Source organism: Microbacterium sp. NPDC055665, from assembly GCF_053618035.1.
Genome location: NZ_JBSHGY010000006.1, coordinates 38,745 through 54,704, shown reverse-complemented (window position 1 = coordinate 54,704; position 15,960 = coordinate 38,745). Strand labels below are relative to the sequence as shown.

General features: G+C 69.4%; 16 protein-coding genes. 8 read left to right on the top strand and 8 right to left on the bottom strand.

The features are described from left to right. Nucleotides 1-14: 14 nt before the first annotated feature. From ACWGO6_RS14370 to ACWGO6_RS14345, 6 genes are read left to right on the top strand one after another with little or no spacing between them, the layout of a single operon-like run. Nucleotides 15-1,352: a purine-cytosine permease family protein gene (locus tag ACWGO6_RS14370; RefSeq protein WP_452327022.1), complete on the top strand. Its 1,338-nt coding sequence runs from the start codon at nt 15-17 to the stop codon at nt 1,350-1,352. 40 nt (nt 1,353-1,392) lie between these two features. After that, nucleotides 1,393-2,940: a hydantoinase/oxoprolinase N-terminal domain-containing protein gene (locus tag ACWGO6_RS14365; protein ID WP_452327021.1), complete on the top strand. Its 1,548-nt coding sequence runs from the start codon at nt 1,393-1,395 to the stop codon at nt 2,938-2,940. Between the two features lies 1 nt (nt 2,941). Continuing rightward, entirely contained in the window at nt 2,942-4,042 is a 1,101-nt protein-coding gene (locus tag ACWGO6_RS14360; RefSeq protein ID WP_452327020.1) for a DUF917 domain-containing protein, read from the top strand. Beyond that, nucleotides 4,039-5,157: a DUF917 domain-containing protein gene (locus ACWGO6_RS14355; RefSeq protein ID WP_452327019.1), complete on the top strand. Its 1,119-nt coding sequence runs from the start codon at nt 4,039-4,041 to the stop codon at nt 5,155-5,157. Before ACWGO6_RS14360 ends, ACWGO6_RS14355 begins: the two co-directional genes overlap by 4 nt. 10 nt (nt 5,158-5,167) lie before the next feature. Next, complete coding sequence (locus ACWGO6_RS14350) at nt 5,168-6,196, top strand: S-methyl thiohydantoin desulfurase domain-containing protein (RefSeq protein WP_452327018.1); 1,029 nt, start codon at nt 5,168-5,170, stop codon at nt 6,194-6,196. Continuing rightward, a complete protein-coding gene (locus ACWGO6_RS14345; protein WP_452327017.1) occupies nt 6,193-7,707 on the top strand; it encodes a PucR family transcriptional regulator in 1,515 nt (504 codons plus the stop codon). The genes ACWGO6_RS14350 and ACWGO6_RS14345 overlap by 4 nt, the downstream gene beginning before the upstream one ends. Nucleotides 7,708-7,729: 22 nt before the next feature. On the opposite strand, the gene ACWGO6_RS14340 is transcribed toward ACWGO6_RS14345, so the two are convergent. The 3 genes from ACWGO6_RS14340 to ACWGO6_RS14330 form a co-directional block, all read right to left on the bottom strand. Then, complete coding sequence (locus ACWGO6_RS14340) at nt 7,730-8,143, bottom strand: VOC family protein (protein ID WP_452327016.1); 414 nt, start codon at nt 8,141-8,143, stop codon at nt 7,730-7,732. Nucleotides 8,144-8,241: 98 nt separating this feature from the next. Next, a complete protein-coding gene (locus ACWGO6_RS14335) occupies nt 8,242-8,508 on the bottom strand; it encodes a glutaredoxin family protein (protein ID WP_376103350.1) in 267 nt (88 codons plus the stop codon). A gap of 72 nt (nt 8,509-8,580) precedes the next feature. Next, nucleotides 8,581-9,330 (bottom strand): SDR family oxidoreductase, encoded by a 750-nt coding sequence (locus tag ACWGO6_RS14330; RefSeq protein ID WP_452327015.1) that lies wholly within the window; start codon nt 9,328-9,330, stop codon nt 8,581-8,583. Nucleotides 9,331-9,472: 142 nt separating this feature from the next. Here ACWGO6_RS14330 and ACWGO6_RS14325 point away from each other — a divergent pair, with 142 nt between their 5' ends. Then, nucleotides 9,473-10,822 (top strand): M20/M25/M40 family metallo-hydrolase, encoded by a 1,350-nt coding sequence (locus ACWGO6_RS14325; protein ID WP_452327014.1) that lies wholly within the window; start codon nt 9,473-9,475, stop codon nt 10,820-10,822. A 55-nt stretch (nt 10,823-10,877) separates the two neighbouring features. Then, nucleotides 10,878-12,338: an MFS transporter gene (locus ACWGO6_RS14320; RefSeq protein ID WP_136043015.1), complete on the top strand. Its 1,461-nt coding sequence runs from the start codon at nt 10,878-10,880 to the stop codon at nt 12,336-12,338. Nucleotides 12,339-12,349: 11 nt separating this feature from the next. On the opposite strand, the gene ACWGO6_RS14315 is transcribed toward ACWGO6_RS14320, so the two are convergent. The 5 genes from ACWGO6_RS14315 to ACWGO6_RS14295 form a co-directional block, all read right to left on the bottom strand. Beyond that, nucleotides 12,350-12,595 (bottom strand): hypothetical protein, encoded by a 246-nt coding sequence (locus tag ACWGO6_RS14315; RefSeq protein ID WP_452327086.1) that lies wholly within the window; start codon nt 12,593-12,595, stop codon nt 12,350-12,352. 184 nt (nt 12,596-12,779) lie between these two features. After that, on the bottom strand, nt 12,780-13,949 hold the full coding sequence (locus tag ACWGO6_RS14310) for an RtcB family protein (RefSeq protein ID WP_136043012.1): 1,170 nt from the start codon (nt 13,947-13,949) through the stop codon (nt 12,780-12,782). A gap of 278 nt (nt 13,950-14,227) precedes the next feature. Then, entirely contained in the window at nt 14,228-14,632 is a 405-nt protein-coding gene (locus ACWGO6_RS14305; protein ID WP_136043011.1) for a VOC family protein, read from the bottom strand. Between the two features lie 31 nt (nt 14,633-14,663). Then, complete coding sequence (locus ACWGO6_RS14300) at nt 14,664-15,050, bottom strand: MmcQ/YjbR family DNA-binding protein (RefSeq protein WP_452327013.1); 387 nt, start codon at nt 15,048-15,050, stop codon at nt 14,664-14,666. Nucleotides 15,051-15,142: 92 nt separating this feature from the next. After that, nucleotides 15,143-15,910, bottom strand: a complete 768-nt coding sequence (locus tag ACWGO6_RS14295; RefSeq protein WP_452327012.1) for a siderophore-interacting protein — start codon at nt 15,908-15,910, stop codon at nt 15,143-15,145. Between the last annotated feature and the right edge of the window lie 50 nt (nt 15,911-15,960).

Genomic DNA, 15,960 nt, shown 5'->3' with positions numbered 1-15,960 from the left:
CCCGAAGGACCCTCATGGCACGCACGGCGCACGCAGACGACTTCGCGCTCTCCCGAGTGACTCCCGAGGCCCGCAAACCCTGGTTCGGAATCGCAGTGCAGCGATTCGGACAGGTCTCGGCCCTCTCGCAGTTCCTCCTCGGCGCGACCCTCGGATACAGCATGACCTTCGGCGAGGCCGTCCTCGCCTTCCTCTTCGGCTCGCTCATCCTCGAGGTGATCATGTGCGTGGTCGGCTTCATCGGCCAGCGCGAGGGACTCAACACCGCACTCCTGGCCCGCTGGACCGGCTTCGGTGAGATCGGCGCATCACTGGTCGGGCTCGCCATCGGGATCAGCCTGATCGGCTGGTTCGGCATCCAGTCGGCCATCTCCGCGCAGTCCCTCGACGCCCTCATGCCCGGCGCGCTGCCGGTGTGGGCATGGAGCCTCATCTTCGGTCTCGCGGTCACCGCGATCGTAGCTTTCGGATTCGTCGGGATGCAGTGGCTCGCGAACATCACCGTGCCGCTGTTCCTCATCCTCGTCGGCTGGTCGGTCATCACCGAGCTGAGCCGTCACGACATCGGCGAGCTGCTCACGGGCCCCGCCCCCGGACCGAGCATGAGCGTCTGGGCGGGAACCGGCATCGTCGCCGGTGGCCTCATCGTCGGCGCGATCATCACCGGCGACATGACCCGCTTCAACCGCTCGCGCGCCGACGTCATCAAGCAGACCGTGCTGGGCGTCTCGCTCGGCGAGTTCGTGATCGGCCTCGCCGGAGTGCTGCTCGCCCACGCCGCGGCCACGGGTGACATCGTCGCGATCGTGACCTCGTCGGTCGGCTTCATCGGCCTGTTCATCGTGCTCACGGGCACCCTGAAGATCAACGACTGGAACCTGTACTCCTCCACGCTGGGTCTGGTGAACTTCATCTCCACCGCGTTCGGCAAGAACCTGCACCGCGTGACGACGACGATCGTGCTGGGTGTCGTGGGGTCCGTCCTCGCCGCGGTCGGCATCCTCGGCCAGTTCACCGAGTTCCTCATCGTGCTGAGCGTCGCCTTCCCGCCGATCGCCGGCATCATGGTCGCCGAGTACTACGTGGTGCGACGCTGGCGCCCCGACCTCGACGCGACGCGCGAGGCCGGCACCCTCCCGGCGACCGCGCCGCGCATCGTCCCCGCGACGATCGTCGTGTGGCTGGTCTCCGCTCTCGTCGGCTACTTCGTCACGTGGGGCATCCCGTCGCTGCTCAGCCTCTTCCTCTCGATGGCGCTGTACATCGTGGCGGGCAAGCTCGGCTGGGTCCGCGGCGTCGGCGTCGCGACCACCCGCCAGGCCGCACCGGTCGAAGAGACCGCAGCGGCCTGAGCCACCAGAGACAGACACCCCTCACAGGAAAGCGAGAATCATGCACATCGGCATCGACGTCGGCGGCACCAACACCGACGCAGTCCTCATGGACGGCACCCGCACGCTGGCGGGGGTGAAGCACTCGACCACTCCCGACGTCACCAGCGGCATCATCCAGGCGATCGAGGACCTGCGCGCCGGACACGCCTTCGAGGGCACCGACATCGACGCCGTCATGATCGGCACGACGCACTTCATCAACGCGCTCGTGCAGGCCAGCCGTCTGGCTCCGGTCGCAGCCCTCCGGCTCGGGCTTCCGGCCACGCGGGCGCTGCCGCCGCTGATCGACTGGCCCGAGGTGCTGGTCGAGGCGACGCAGGCGCGCAGCTACCTCGCGCACGGCGGCTACGAATTCGACGGCCGACCGATCTCGCCGCTCGACCCCGACGAGATCCGGGCGCACGCCGAGGACATGAAGGCGCACGGCATCCGCTCCGTGGCCATCTCCTCGGTCTTCAGCCCGGTCAACCACGATCTCGAGGTGCGGGCGGCCGAGATCGTCGCCGACGTGCTCGGTGCCGATGCCGCCATCTCGCTGTCGCACGAGATCGGACGGATCGGCCTGCTCGAGCGCGAGAACGCGACGATCATCAACGCCGCGCTGCGCGAGCTCGCCTCCGAGATCGTCGACGGTCTCACCTCGGCCGTTCGCGCCCAGGGCATCGAGGCGCCGATCTTCCTCAGCCAGAACGACGGCACGCTCATGGATGAGGAGTACGTGCGCCGCTACCCGGTCGCGACCTTCGCCTCGGGCCCGACCAACTCGATGCGAGGTGCCGCGGCGACCAGCGGGCTCGACGACTGCGCGGTGATCGATGTGGGCGGCACCACCGCCGACATCGGGCTGCTGATCAACGGGTTCCCGCGCGAGACGGCGAACGAGGTCAAGGTCGCCGGCATCCGCACCAACTTCCGGATGCCCGACGTGCTCTCGCTCGGCATCGGCGGCGGCAGCATCGTCGACGAGGAGACGGCCGAGGTCGGTCCGGCCTCCGTCGGATACAAGCTGACGACGGAAGCCCTGGTCTTCGGCGGCTCGACCCTGACGGCCACCGACATCGCCGTGGCGGCCGGTCGCGCCGAAGTGGGCGATGCGAGCAAGGTCGCCCACCTCGACCCCGCGTTCGTCGAACGGGTGCTGGCGCGCATCGCCGAGCGCGTGTCCGAGGCCGTGGACCGCATGCGCACCTCGCCCGAGCCCATCGCGGTGGTCGCGGTCGGCGGTGGATCCATCCTGCTCCCCGATGAGCTGCCGCTGTTCGGCACCGTGCACCGCCCCGAGAACTACGCGGTCGCGAACGCCATCGGCGCCTCCATCGCGCAGGTCGGCGGCGAGATCGACAAGGTCTACGCGATCGAACCCGGCCGCCGTGAGGAGACGCTCGCCGAGGTACGGGCCGAGGCCGTCGACAAAGCCATCGCCGCCGGTGCGAGGCCCTCGACCGTCTCGATCATCGACTTCGACGAGGTGCCCATTCCCTATCTCCCCGGCAACGCCACGCGCATCCGCGTCAAGGCCGTCGGCGACCTCGACATGGGGGCGTGACATGAGCTGGACCATCACCCCCGCCCACATCGACGGACTCGCCCGCGGCGCCGCCGTGCTCGGGACCGGCGGTGGAGGAGACCCGTACATCGGTGCCCTCCTCGCCCGTCAGGCACTCGCCTCCGGTGATGTCACGGTCGTCGGCCTCGAAGAGGTGCCCGACGACGCCCTCGTGCTCTTCGTCGCCATGATGGGTGCCCCGACCGTCATGGTCGAGAAGCTGCCGAGCCTCGCCGAGGTCATCGAACCGGTCAAGGCCCTCAGCGTCCATCTCGGCCGTCCGATCACGCATATCGCCTGTGCCGAGGTGGGCGGCGTGAACTCGACCATCCCGATCGCCGCCGCTGCCGCGCTCGGACTGCCACTGGTCGACGCCGACGGCATGGGGCGTGCGTTCCCCGAGCTGCAGATGGTGCTCCCGACGCTGTACGGCGTGACCGCATCGCCCCTCGCGTTCAGCGACGAGAAGGGCAACACCGGCGTGCTGCAGACGGCCGACAACTCCTGGACCGAGCGCATCGCCCGCGTGGCCTGTGTCGAGATGGGCTGCTCGGTCATGATCTCCGGGTTCTCCATGTCGGGCACAGCCGCGCGGGAGTCGCTCGTCTCGGGCTCGCTGTCGCGCTGCATCGAGATCGGGCAGCGCATCGCCATCGCGCGTGACGAGAAGACCGACCCGGTGGACGCGGTCGTCGACCTGCTCGGCGGGCGCGAGCTCTTCGACGGCAAGGTCGTCGACGTGCACCGCGCCACGACCACCGGATTCGCCCGGGGTCGCGCGCGCATCGACGGGGACGCCGGCACCACGCTGACCCTGCAGTTCCAGAACGAGCATCTCGTCGCCGAGGCCGACGGGGTGGTGCTCGCGACCACCCCCGATCTGATCATGGTGCTCGACGGCGAGTCCGGCGAGCCGATCACGACCGAGGGCCTGCGGTACGGCCAGCGCGTGCGGGTGATCGCGGCCCCGGCCGACGAGCGCTGGCACTCGGAGGCCGCTCTCGCCATGGTCGGGCCCGGCTACTTCGGCTACGACATGGCGGCGCACCGTTACGACGGCAGCATCTCCGCCGGAACGGCATCGGCGGGAGTCGCGGCATGAGCTGGCAGCTCACCGCCGCGGACCTCCCCGACCTCGCCCGCGGCGCGACGCTGCTCGGTACCGGCGGTGGCGGCGACCCCTACATCGGCAAGATGCTCGTCGAGCGGGTGCTGGGGGAGGGGAGCATCACGATCCTCGACCCGGACGAGCTCGCCGACGACCTGTTCGTGATCCCGACCGCGCAGATGGGCGCCCCGACCGTGATGATCGAGAAGATCCCGGCCGGCACCGAGCCCACCCTCGCGTTGCGCACGCTCGAGGAGCACCTCGGCCGGAAGGCGGATGCCACCATGCCGATCGAGTGCGGCGGCATCAACTCCATGATCCCGCTCATCGTCGCGGCCGAGACCGGGCTCCCGGTGGTGGATGCCGACGGCATGGGCCGCGCGTTCCCCGAGCTCTCGATGGAGACCTTCGCGGTCTACGGCGTGCACGGGTCGCCGTTGGCGCTCGCCGGGGAACGCGGGGAGAAGGTCGTGATCGACACCGGCGACGACGACCGGCAGATGGAGTGGCTCGCCCGCGGCATCACGATCCGCCTCGGCGGCGTCGGTCACATCGCGGAGTATGCGATGACCGGAGCCGACGTGCGGCGGACGGCCGTGCCGCGCACGATCTCGATGGCCCTCGCGCTGGGCCGCGCCATCCGGATCGCTCGCGAGGAGCACCGCTCCCCGTTCGAGGCGATCGCCGACACGCTCGCGACGACGCTCTACCCGCACCTGCGCGAGCTCTGCGTGGGCAAGGTCATCGACGTCGAGCGGCGCACGACCGAGGGCTTCGCCAAGGGGCGGGCGGTCATCGCACCGCTTGGGGCGGAGGAGGGCGACACGTTCGAGATCGCCTTCCAGAACGAGAACCTCATCGCGCATCGCGGAGAGACCCTCGTGGCGATCGTGCCCGACCTCATCTGCGTGGTCGACCACGAGACCGCCGAGCCGATCACGACCGAGGGGCTCCGGTACGGACAGCGCGTGCGGGTGCTGGGCATCTCGACCCCCGAGATGATGCGCACCCCCGATGCGCTCGCCGCCTTCGGCCCGTCGGCATTCGGGCTCTCGGCGGAGTTCGTCCCGGTCGAGACCCTGTCCGCAGGCGAGGGCGTTTCTCCCTAGGCTGGAGCGCATGATGCTGCAGCGCGACGACCTCACGGCACTCGCCCGCGGGTATGCGCTGCTCGGCTCGGGCGGCGGCGGCTCCACGACCATGCTGGAACTCATGCTCGCGCGCGCCGGAGACTGGCCGATCGAGGTGTCGCCGATCTCATCGCTCGACCCGGACACGCCCTGCCTCGGGGTCGCGTTCGTCGGCTCGACGATGCTGCTCGGCGAGCGGCTTCCGGCGGAAGAGCCGTTCGCCCGGCTCCTCGCCGCGGTCGAGCGGTGGGTCGGGCATCCGATCCCCGCGGTCTGCTCGCTCGAGGGCGGGGGTATGAACGGGCTCGCGCCGCTGACGCTCGCCGGATCGCACGTCGTGGTCGATGCGGACTGCACCGGTCGCGCGGTGCCGGGGCTGGACCAGATGTCGCTCTTCGTCGACAGCGTGCCGGGGCTCGTGTTCGCGTGCGACACCGGTGCCGACGGAGTCGCGCTCGTGGAGGCGCATCGGGCCATCGATGCCGAACGGGTCGTGCGGTCGGCGATCATCCAGGCCGGTGGTGTCGGTTGCGCGGTGCTCGGCGGCTTCACCGTCGGCGACCTGCGGGAGCACGCGATCGGCGGCCACCTCGCGCACGCGCTCGAACTCGGCAGGGCGTATCTCGCCTCCGTCTCCGCGCCGCTTCCGCTCCTCGCCGACGCCCTGGGGGCCGAACTGCTCGCCGAAGGACGCATCGTCTCGGTCGTGCCCTCGCTCCAGGACCCGCACGTGAACGCGGTCGAGATCAGCGGACTCGGTGGTGCGGTGCACCGGGTCGTCACCCGATCCGAGGCGCTTGCCGTGCTCACCGACGGACTCCTCGTCGCCTCGGCCCCGACGATCATCGTGATCGTCGACGCGGTCTCCCGGGAGATCCTCGAGGCCACCGAGCTGGGTCTCGCCCGGAACGTGGCGGTCTTCGCCGTCCCCGCGCCGGCATGGTGGAACGCGCGGTCGGACCGGCGAGCCAAGGTCCTGCCTTCGGCCTACGGCCTCGACGATCTGGATGCCGCATGATCGAGCGGCTGCGGTTGAGCGCCCTGCTCGCTCACGCGGAGAACGGCGGGTTGCGGCGAGTCGCCGGCCCCTCGGATGCCGCGTGGGACGCCGTCGCCGTCGGGGCGGGAGAGGCGGAGCTGACCGAGAGCGGTGCAGACCGGCTGGCGATCGTCACATCGGCGGCCCCGACCGCGACCTGGCAGCAGGACGCGCTGCTGCGACGACTGCGCGACCGCGGTTTCACGGGACTCGCGCTCCCCGGTGCGGTCGGCTTCGACGCGGGTGCGTTCCGGCTCGCGGACCGCATCGGTCTGTGCCTGCTCGACGTCGAGCGACCGGTGCAGCTCGCGAAAGCCTGCTGGATGCTGATCGAGGCCCGCGATGCGCTGACGCTCAGCCAGGTGCGAAAGGTCGCCCAGTCCTTCGAGTACGCCGCCGACGACCTCGCCGACCTGCTGGGGCACATCGCGGCGAACCTCGGTGTCGGGGCCGCGCTGATCGACTCATCCGGTGTCCTGGAGGAGGCGGGCGCACATCTCGACGAACGTCTGCATGCCGCGATCGGCTTCGACTCCTGGCTCGATCAGGCGAGCGCGGACGGTTCAGCGGCGGCGTCCGTGCGCGTCGACAGCCCGGGGCGCAGCGGTCTGCGGCTCGTGCTCTTCGGGCGCGGGCTCGGCGAGGCGCAGGTGCAGTCCCTCTCGGTCGCCGCCGAGATCGCGATGCCGGCCGTCGCGGCGCGCATCCTGATCGACGAGGTCGCGGCCGTGAACGACGTCGCCGTGTCTTCGGGTCTCCTTCGCGACTTCGTCGACCTGCACGGGGCAGCTGATGCCGATGTCGAGCGCCGCATGGCGGAGCGCGGCTGGCGCACGGGCGGGCATCACATCGGCTTCCGGGTGGTGGCGAGGGGACGGCTCGATTCCTTCTCGCTGCTGCGTTCGGTCAGCGCTGCTCTCTCGGTGATCGACGGAGAAGCACATGCGACGACGGCCGGCCGCGGGCTCAGTGGATGGCTGTCGTTCCCGGAGGCCCCGGACCCGGATCGGGTGGAGCGCGCCGTGGCCGCTCTGCGCGCGCTGCACCTGGGAGTCCTGCGCGACTTCACCGTGGCGACCGGTGTGGGCTCGTTGCAGGCCGGGGCGGAAGGCCTCGCCACGACTCTGGACGAGGCCGGCGACGCGGCGCGTATCGCGGCATCGCGCTCCGCGACGGGATGGTTCGTGCGGGTCGACAGCCTCGGCCTGGAGCAGCTGCTTCTCGCCTGGACCGGGAACGACACCTTCGTCCCGGCGGCGGAATCACTGTTGGCGCCGTTGCGCGTCGGGGGCGGGGAGCTGCTCACCACGCTCTCGGCGTACCTCGACCACGAGTCGGGCATCGCAGCGACGGCGCAGGCGCTCGGCCTGCACCGCAACACGGTCATGGTCCGGATCCGGCGCGTGCAGGAACTCCTCGGCATCGACATGACCGATCCCGAGGCGAGGCTCGCCCTGCACCTCGCGTGTCGCGCCGTGCAGCCGCGCTGAGCAGCGTGCTCAGTCTTCCCGCTCAGTCCTCCGGGTCGCCGTGCAGCATCCACGGGATGCCGAAGCGGTCGATGAGCATGCCGAAGAGTCCGCCCCACGGCGGCACGTCCAGGGGCATCGTGATCGTCGCCCCCTCGGCCAGTTTCTCCCACACCGTCCGGGTGGCGTCCTGCGAGTTGCCGCTCAGCGAGACCGAGAACCCCTGCGGCTTCTCCCAGGGCATGCCGTCGGGAGAGTCGGACGCCATGAGCACGAGTCCGCCGGGGGCATCGAGCTGGGCATGCATGACGAGGTCCTTCTGGCTCGGATCCTGCACCATGTCGGGGAACTCTCCGAAGGTGCTGATCACGAGCTCACCACCGAGCACGCTCTGATAGAACTCCATCGCCTCGCGGGCTTCGATGCGGAACGAGAGGTACGGGTTGAGAGCAGGCATGTGGACTCCAGGAGGTGTGAGATGAAGTGACGGCACCGCTGACGCTCAGTCTGCGCCCGGGGGCGTGCCTCCGCAAGGGGCCGACGGGGCCGAGTCGCTCAGGTCGGCAGCGCCTTGACCGCGGCGGTCAGCACCTGGGGGACCGTCGGCACGCCCTCCGCGCGGAACACCTCGACTCCTGATGCATCGCGGATGATCACGGTCGGGGTGAAGCCGATGTCGAGCGCCTCGGCGGCATCGGGATCGCGGGCCACATCGATCTCCGTGATCGTGGCATCCGGAAGGAACCGAGCAGCGTCGGCCAACACGGACCTGGTTCGTGCGCACGCGCCGCAGAAGGACGATGAGACCAGGGTCAGTTCCATGCGCACCTCCTCGGATCGGCGTCGGATCTCTGTGGTGCAACAGCAGCGGTCACGGCACTGTTCCCACGGTGCTCAGGGCCGCTGCCCTTCGGCGAGCCAGTCGGCGAACGTCTGGACGCCCAGGTCCGCATCGGGCCCGGGCAGAGCATGCCCCGCGCGCATCCCCGCCATCTGCGGTCCCGGCACGTTCAGGGCCGGTATCCATCCGCGGTATCCCTCGCGGCGGGCGAAGGCGCGGACCATGGCGGCCAGGCTCTCCTCGCGCGGGCCCGCGAAGTCGCGCACACGGCCCTGCGGCTCCGCTGCGGCGAGTGCGGCGAGGCGCGCGCCGACTTCCGCGGCAGCCACGGGCTGGGTGCGCGCGTTCGGCGCGAGGTGCAGCGGCCCGACCTTCGCCCGCTCGAACATCTGACCCGCGAACTCATGGAACTGCGTCGCGCGGAGGATCGTCCACGGAACGCGTGACGCCTCGACGACTTTCTCCTGCGCGACCTTGCCGGCGTAGTAGTCGTAGGGGATGCGATCGATCCCGACGATCGACAGCAGCACGACGTGACGGACCCCCGCATCCGCTGCCGCCGACAGCAGGTTCCCGGTCGCGGCGGTGAAGAACTCGATCGCCGCGCTCGCCTTGAGGGTCTGGATGCTCGCCACGTCGATCACCGCATCCGCACCGGCGAGGGCGGCATCCAGGCCCTTCCCGGTCACCAGATCGACACCCTGCGATCTGCTGAGCACCACCGCCTCATGCCCCGCGGCCCGCACCGCCTCCACGGTGTGCCGGCCGACAGTCCCGGTTCCTCCTGCGACGGCGATTCTCATGTGTGCTCCTTCTTCTTCTCGGTACATCCTTCTGCATAGCTGACCGGACAGGTGCTCGAAATGTGAGGCTGCTGCCGAATTCGTTCGTGACGAGTCCCCGAGCGCGAGACCGCTTCCGGGCGATGCCTGGGCGCTCGGTACGATGGCGGTTGTGACCACATCGACCGTGCGCCCCGGCATCGCCGAACGGCTTTCGCAGATGATCCGGATCCCGACGGTCTCCGCCGAGCTCGACGAGCGCGGGGCCACCCCGTTCGAGGACTTCGTCGCGTTGATCGCCGAGCTCTATCCGCTGACGCACGAGAAGCTGCGACTCGAACGGCACACCGACTTCGGGCTGCTGTTCCACTGGGCGGGCAGAGGAGTGGCCCCGGGTGGCCCCGCCGTGCTGATGGCGCACTACGACGTCGTCCCGGTCGACGAGAGCGACGCGTGGACCCATCCGCCCTTCGACGGCGTGATCGCCGGCGGCTCGGTGTTCGGGCGCGGCGCGCTGGACGACAAGGGCCCGCTGATCGTCGTGCTCGAAGCGGTCGAGAATCTGCTCGCCGACGGATTCGTCCCGCCCCGCGACGTCTACCTCTCGTTCGGCGGCAACGAAGAGACGTACGGGAAGGCGGCCGAGGAGATCGCGCGGGTGCTGCGTGCACGCGGCATCGTTCCGTGGCTGGTGGTCGACGAGGGCGGAGCGGTCGTGGATGCGCCGCTGCCTTTCGTCCCCGGTCGGGCGGCGATGATCGGCGTCGGCGAGAAGGGCGTCATGACGCTGCGGCTGTCGGCGCGCGGCGAGGGCGGGCACGCATCGGCCCCGCCGTCGCTCACCGCCGTGCGACGGATCGCCCGAGCCGTCGACAGACTCGGACCCGCGACCTTCCGTCCTCGCGCCTCGAAGGCGGTCCTGCGGATGCTGTCGCGGCTGGCCGCCCAGACACCGGGGCCGGCGCGCCACCTGCTGCGCTTCCTCGGCTCGGCGCCGCTGCTGACCGGGCAGGTTTTCGCGGCACTCGGCGGCGAGCCCGCGGCACTCGTACGCACGACCGTCGCCCCGACGATGCAGTCGGGCGGGACGGCCGCGAACGTGCTGCCCTCCCAGGCATCCGCGACCGTCAATCTCCGCATCGCGCTGGGGGAGACGACGCAGCAGACCGTGTACCGCGTGCGCCGCCGCATCCGCGATCCGCTCGTGTCCGTCGAGGTGGTCGAGGCCAGCGAGCCGTCGCCGGAGTCGCCCACCGACAATGCGCAGTTCGCCCTGCTCGCGGCGGCGCTCGAGGTCTCGCATCCCGGGGTGCCGGCAGTGCCGTACGTGATGATGGCCGCCACCGACTCCCGGCACTTCCATCGCTTCTCTCCGGCGGTCTACCGCTTCGCTCCGCTGGACATGTCGAACGCGCAGCGGGCTTCGATCCACGGCGTCGACGAGAGCGTGGAGATCGCGGCGTTGGAGCGCGGAGAGCGATTCCATCGCGCGCTTCTCGAACGGCTAGGGTGATCTCACCCTCCTCCCGCCCCGCGCGGGAGTACCCGAACAAGAAGCAGGAGACGCGATGACGCGCACCCGCACTCTGGGCACCCTCGCCGTCGTCGTCGGCTTCCTCGCCTTCGTCGAGTTCACGAGCGGTGTGCTGCAGGGCTATTACACGCCGATGCTCAGCGACATCGCCCGCCACCTCGACATCCACGACGCCGACGTGAACTGGCTCGAGGGCACGCAGCTCATGCTGTCGGCGCTCGTCGTCCCGGCGTTCGCGAAGCTCGGCGACATGGTCGGCCATAAGCGGATGCTGCTGATCTCCACCGCCGTGACCGCCGCGGCGGCCCTGGTGCTGCCGTTCACAGACTCCTTCGGCGTGTTCCTCGCGGCCTGGGCGCTCATGGGTTTCTACGTCGTGTGGCTCCCGCTCGAGATTGCCTTGATCTGGTCGCGGTCGCGCCGCATGGAAGGACGCTCCTCGATCACGGCCAAGGCGGCCGGTCTCCTGGTCGCCGCCCTCGAAGGTGGTGCGATCATCGGTGCTCTCGTCGGCGGCGCGCTGATCGACGTGCTGCCGCTCACCGTCGTCCTCCTGGTCCCGGCCGTGCTCATCGTGGTGTGCTTCTTCGTGATCCTGTTCGGGGTCAAGGAATCGCCGGAGCCCACCGGCGGCATCTTCGACACGGTCGGCCTCGTGCTGATCTCCCTCGCCCTCGTCTGCTTCACCGGCGGACTCAGCCTGCTCCGTCTCGAGGGTGGTCTCGTGAATCCGTGGTCCTGGGCCGTGGTCGTCTTCGGTGTGCTGCTGGTGATCCCGTTCGTGCTCTGGGAGCTGCGCTGCGACGACCCGCTCATCGACGTGCGCATGTTCCGTTCGCCCGCACTCGGCCCGGTGTTCCTCACCGCGGGCCTCTTCGGGGTCAGCGTGCTCGGTGCACAGGCGCCGCTGTCGACGTTCGCGCGCACCGATCCGTCGGTCTACGGCTACGGTCTCGGGACGAGCGGTTTCGCGACCTCGCTGATCATCGGCGTGTACCTCGTGGCGATGATCGCAGGTGCGCTGCTGTTCCCGACGTTCGCGCGCTGGGCCACTCCGCGGGTCACCCTGATGGGCGCGTCTGTCCTGGTGGGCCTCGGCTTCCTGCTCTTCCTGCCGTTCCATGACACGTACGGTCAGGTCATCACAAACATGGTCGTCGTGGGGCTCGGCTCCGGCGCGCTGGTCGCCGCTCTGCCCGCTGCCGCCGCCTCGGCTGCTCCTGCCACGCAGACCGGTGTCGCCACGGGGCTCACGAACTCGGTGAAGACCGTGGGTGGGGCGATCGCCTCGTGTGTGTTCGGCATCGCGTTGCTGCACGGCGTCGCCACCACTGCCGGTGCGACGGAGGGGACTGCCGGTTCGCTCGCGGGTTACTTCACCGTCTGGATCGTCTGCGGAGTTACCGCACTAGCCGCGGCGGTCATCCTCGTGTTCGTGCCGAAGACCGCGTTCACCGATCGGTCGGTCGATGCGGAGGTCGCCCCGGTCGTCTGACGTCGGGCCGATCAGTCGCGATCGAACCCGAAGGTGCGCTTCACGATGGCCTGCACGTCGCCGTCGAGCCCGTCGATGCGTGTGTTCACCGCATCGAACCGGGTGTCCACGGCGTCGAACCGCGCGTTCATCTCGTTGCGGAGTCCGCCGATCTCACTGCGGACGACGTGGATGAACAACGTGGAGACCACGGTCAACGTGCTGAACATCAGCGCGCTGAACGCCCCGATCATGGTCCAGATCTGCGCGTCATTCATGAATTCCACCCCGTCATCGTCGCATCGATTCCGCAAGCCTGCCAGGGCGGGAGCAGCGAAGATATCGGTGCCCCGGGAATGGGGGACAAGTCGTTCTCGAGCGGTCCGGAGGAGGAGCAGTCGATCCGCCTCCACGTGGACGGCACACGAACCGGGCGGTGGGGGTCCCACCGCCCGGTCCTGCTCAGTCGCCCTTCACGTTGACGAGCTGCCGCAGCGTGTGCCGGATCGACACCAGGCTCGAGGCATCCGCCATCACCTGGTCGATCGGCTTGTACGCCTGCGGGATCTCGTCGATGAAGGCGTCGGTGTCACGGAACTCGATGCCCGTCATCGCCTCCCGCAGCTGGCCGTGCGTGAACGTCCGCCTCGCGGCCGACCGGGAGTACTCGCGCCCCGCGCCATGCGGTGAGGAGTTCAGCGACTGCGGGTCGCCGAGCCCTTCGACCACGTACGACGCGGTGCCCATCGACCCGGGGATGAGCCCCGGACGACCGGCGTCGGCCTGGATCGCACCCTTCCGCGACACCCACACCTGCTTGCCGTAGTGCTTCTCCGATTCGGTGAAGTTGTGGTGGCAGTTGATGCGCTCCTGCTCGTCCACCGCGGTGTCGAGGAACCCCGACACCTGGCGGATGACCCGGTCCATCATCTCCTCCCGGTTCAACAGGGCGAAGTGCTGAGCCCACCGCAGCTCCCGGATGTACTGCGTGAACTCCGGCGTGCCCTCGACGAGGTAGGCCAGGTCGGGGTCGGGGAGGTCGATCCACCACTGCTTGCATAGCCGCTGCGCGACACCGATGTGGTGCCCGGCGATCTTGTTGCCGACGCCCCGGGAGCCCGAGTGCAGGAACAGCCACACCCGGTCGAGCTCGTCGACCGACACCTCGATGAAGTGGTTGCCGGAGCCGAGCGTGCCCAGCTGCAGCCGCCAGTTCCCGGCATACTGTGCGGGGTCGAAGCCGTTCTTCTCGGCGAGCTCCTCGAGCTCGGCGATGCGCGGCTCGGCCGTCGTGACGACCTTGCGGTTGTACCGGCCGGCCGACAGCGGAATGGCGCGCTCGATCTGCTCCCGAAGTTCTGCGAGGTCGCGGCCCCCCAGGTCGCTTCTCGTGAACTGGGTGCGGACGGCGATCATGCCGCAGCCGATGTCGACACCGACGGCCGCGGGGATGATGGCGCCGAGCGTCGGGATGACCGAGCCGACCGTCGCCCCCTTGCCGAGGTGTGCATCCGGCATCAGCGCCAGGTGCGGGTGGATGAACGGCATGCGGGCCGTGGTGTGCGCCTGAGCGAGTGTCTTCTCGTCGATCAGCGATGCCCACGACAGCAGCCGTGTGGAGAGCCTCTCCATGATTCCTTTCCTTGTGGTGGTGTCCAGCCACAGGTCAAGGTTCTGCTCTCCATACGGAAAACGCCCCGGACCTGACGGTGCGGGGCGTTGCGAGAGCGGATGCTGTCACACGGCGCGCGCCGGAGGGTACGACTCGTAGCGGTCATTGAACTTCGGCTGAAGCTGCAACACCGCTCCGATGGGAAGGTTCCGCTGGGCGGTCATCCGTCGACTCCTGGGCTGGCGTGCTGCGCCGATCGGCACAGCTTTGCCACATTAGAGGGCGACACGCCCGGGAGTCAAGCCGTCTCGCGCGGCGGGTTGTACATGAACTCGATGCGGATGCCGTCGGCGTCTTCGACGAAAGAGGCGTAGTAGCGCTCGGAGTAACGGGGGTACTCCTTGGGCTCGCGCACCGCCGTCCACCCGGCCTCGACGGCGATCGCGTGCAGGCGCTCGACCTCTTCGCGCGTCGGCACCGCGAAGGCGATGTGCTGCCACCCGATCTTGCCGTGCCGGTGCGGGGCGGAGTCTTCGTCCCAGGTGTACAGGATGATCTCGGTCTCGTCGCCGTTGTTCCAGGAGACCGAGTGATCGTCTTCGCCGCCGCTCCGGTAGCCCAGAGCGGTGAGGACCGGATGGAACTGCGCGCGGCCGCGCTCGAGGTCGTCGACGGTGATGCCCAGATGATCGAGAAGAGCCATGCCCCCAGTGTTGCAGAAGGGGCCGACAGGGTCAGGGAGCGATCCTCCCGAATGTGGCGGGGTCGACGGGCCGCTGACGCCGGGGGAGGTTCTCCACGACGAGGAGATACGACTCGGTCACCAGCTCCCGGACCAGGTCTTCCGGCAGCTTCCCACCTGGGCGGAGTGTGATCCAGTGCTTCTTGTTCATGTGATAGCCGGGGATGATGTCATCGAACTGCCGGCGAAGCGCGTCGCCGTCTTCTGGTGCCGCCTTGAGGGTCACGATCTCCGCTCCGATGACCGCGGTGAGCAGCATGAACACCTTGTCGCGCACCTTGAACACGTCCCATTCCGGACCGAAGGGATGCTCGAGACGAGAACCCGGGAGTTCCTCGGCGCGGTCCTTCGCGCACCGCTGCAGGCGGTCACCTTTCATGAACACTCCACCCTCGAGACAGCGGGAAACCACGGCACGCACCTACGGTACCCACCCCCACCGACAGGGACGCTGCAGAAGCGGAGACGGCGTCAGTGCGGTGCGTGGTACTCGGCTTCGCCGCGCTTCCAGTAGCCCTTCACGACGGCGTTCGCGGTGTCGACTCCCCAGCGCTCGAGCAGGGCCCGGCCCGGCTTGACGATCGACTGCTCGGCCGCGATGAAGACGAACGGGTCGGACCCGACGGCGTCTTCTGCGGTGAGCGCCTCGAGGAAGGCGATGAGGGCTGAGCCCGACGGAGCATCCCCGCGGTGCAGCCACTCGATCTCGACCGGCGCCTCGATCTCGAACTCGCGCCCCTGGTTCACCGTCTCCACGACGACGCGTGCCGGGGCTCCCGTGGGGATCAGCGCGGCGAAGCGCCGGATGGCGGGGATCGCGGTCTCGTCGCCCACGAGCAGCCAGGAGCCGGGGGTGCCCTCGATCACGGCCGAGCCGCGGGGTCCGCCGACGCCGATCGAGGAACCGAGTGGCGCCGTCGCCGCCCACGGCGCCGCGACGCCCTGGCCGCCGTGCACGGCGAACTCGACGTCGAGCCAGTCCTCGCCCCAGGCGAGCGGTGTGTATTCGCGGCTGGGCGACGCACGCAGCTCCTCGACGGAGCCGACCGGCCCTGCCGGGAAGAACAGCCGCATGTGGTCGTCGGAACCCCGCGATTCGAAGCCGGCGAGGTCGGAACCGGTCAGCCGCACCCGCACGAAGTCCGGAGCCAACCATTCGCGGGCACTCAGAGTCACGTTGCGGAAGCGCAGCTCGAGGCCGCGACGCTCGATCGAGAAGCCGGATTTCGTATCGCTCATGAAGTAAGGCTAACCTAAATAAGCCGAGGGAAGGTCACCCTAACCTCGTC

What these genes read in the sequence shown, in the direction of transcription:
- ACWGO6_RS14350 (WP_452327018.1), top strand. Translation starts at nt 5,168, where the DNA reads ATGATGCTGCAGCGCGACGACCTCACGGCACTCGCCCGCGGGTATGCG.
- ACWGO6_RS14320 (WP_136043015.1), top strand. Translation starts at nt 10,878, where the DNA reads ATGACGCGCACCCGCACTCTGGGCACCCTCGCCGTCGTCGTCGGCTTC.
- ACWGO6_RS14305 (WP_136043011.1), bottom strand. Translation starts at nt 14,632, where the DNA reads ATGGCTCTTCTCGATCATCTGGGCATCACCGTCGACGACCTCGAGCGC.
- ACWGO6_RS14370 (WP_452327022.1), top strand. Translation starts at nt 15, where the DNA reads ATGGCACGCACGGCGCACGCAGACGACTTCGCGCTCTCCCGAGTGACT.
- ACWGO6_RS14330 (WP_452327015.1), bottom strand. Translation starts at nt 9,330, where the DNA reads ATGAGAATCGCCGTCGCAGGAGGAACCGGGACTGTCGGCCGGCACACC.
- ACWGO6_RS14340 (WP_452327016.1), bottom strand. Translation starts at nt 8,143, where the DNA reads ATGCCTGCTCTCAACCCGTACCTCTCGTTCCGCATCGAAGCCCGCGAG.
- ACWGO6_RS14325 (WP_452327014.1), top strand. Translation starts at nt 9,473, where the DNA reads ATGGCGGTTGTGACCACATCGACCGTGCGCCCCGGCATCGCCGAACGG.
- ACWGO6_RS14355 (WP_452327019.1), top strand. Translation starts at nt 4,039, where the DNA reads ATGAGCTGGCAGCTCACCGCCGCGGACCTCCCCGACCTCGCCCGCGGC.
- ACWGO6_RS14360 (WP_452327020.1), top strand. Translation starts at nt 2,942, where the DNA reads ATGAGCTGGACCATCACCCCCGCCCACATCGACGGACTCGCCCGCGGC.
- ACWGO6_RS14365 (WP_452327021.1), top strand. Translation starts at nt 1,393, where the DNA reads ATGCACATCGGCATCGACGTCGGCGGCACCAACACCGACGCAGTCCTC.
- ACWGO6_RS14335 (WP_376103350.1), bottom strand. Translation starts at nt 8,508, where the DNA reads ATGGAACTGACCCTGGTCTCATCGTCCTTCTGCGGCGCGTGCGCACGA.
- ACWGO6_RS14345 (WP_452327017.1), top strand. Translation starts at nt 6,193, where the DNA reads ATGATCGAGCGGCTGCGGTTGAGCGCCCTGCTCGCTCACGCGGAGAAC.
- ACWGO6_RS14295 (WP_452327012.1), bottom strand. Translation starts at nt 15,910, where the DNA reads ATGAGCGATACGAAATCCGGCTTCTCGATCGAGCGTCGCGGCCTCGAG.
- ACWGO6_RS14310 (WP_136043012.1), bottom strand. Translation starts at nt 13,949, where the DNA reads ATGGAGAGGCTCTCCACACGGCTGCTGTCGTGGGCATCGCTGATCGAC.
- ACWGO6_RS14315 (WP_452327086.1), bottom strand. Translation starts at nt 12,595, where the DNA reads ATGAATGACGCGCAGATCTGGACCATGATCGGGGCGTTCAGCGCGCTG.
- ACWGO6_RS14300 (WP_452327013.1), bottom strand. Translation starts at nt 15,050, where the DNA reads ATGAAAGGTGACCGCCTGCAGCGGTGCGCGAAGGACCGCGCCGAGGAA.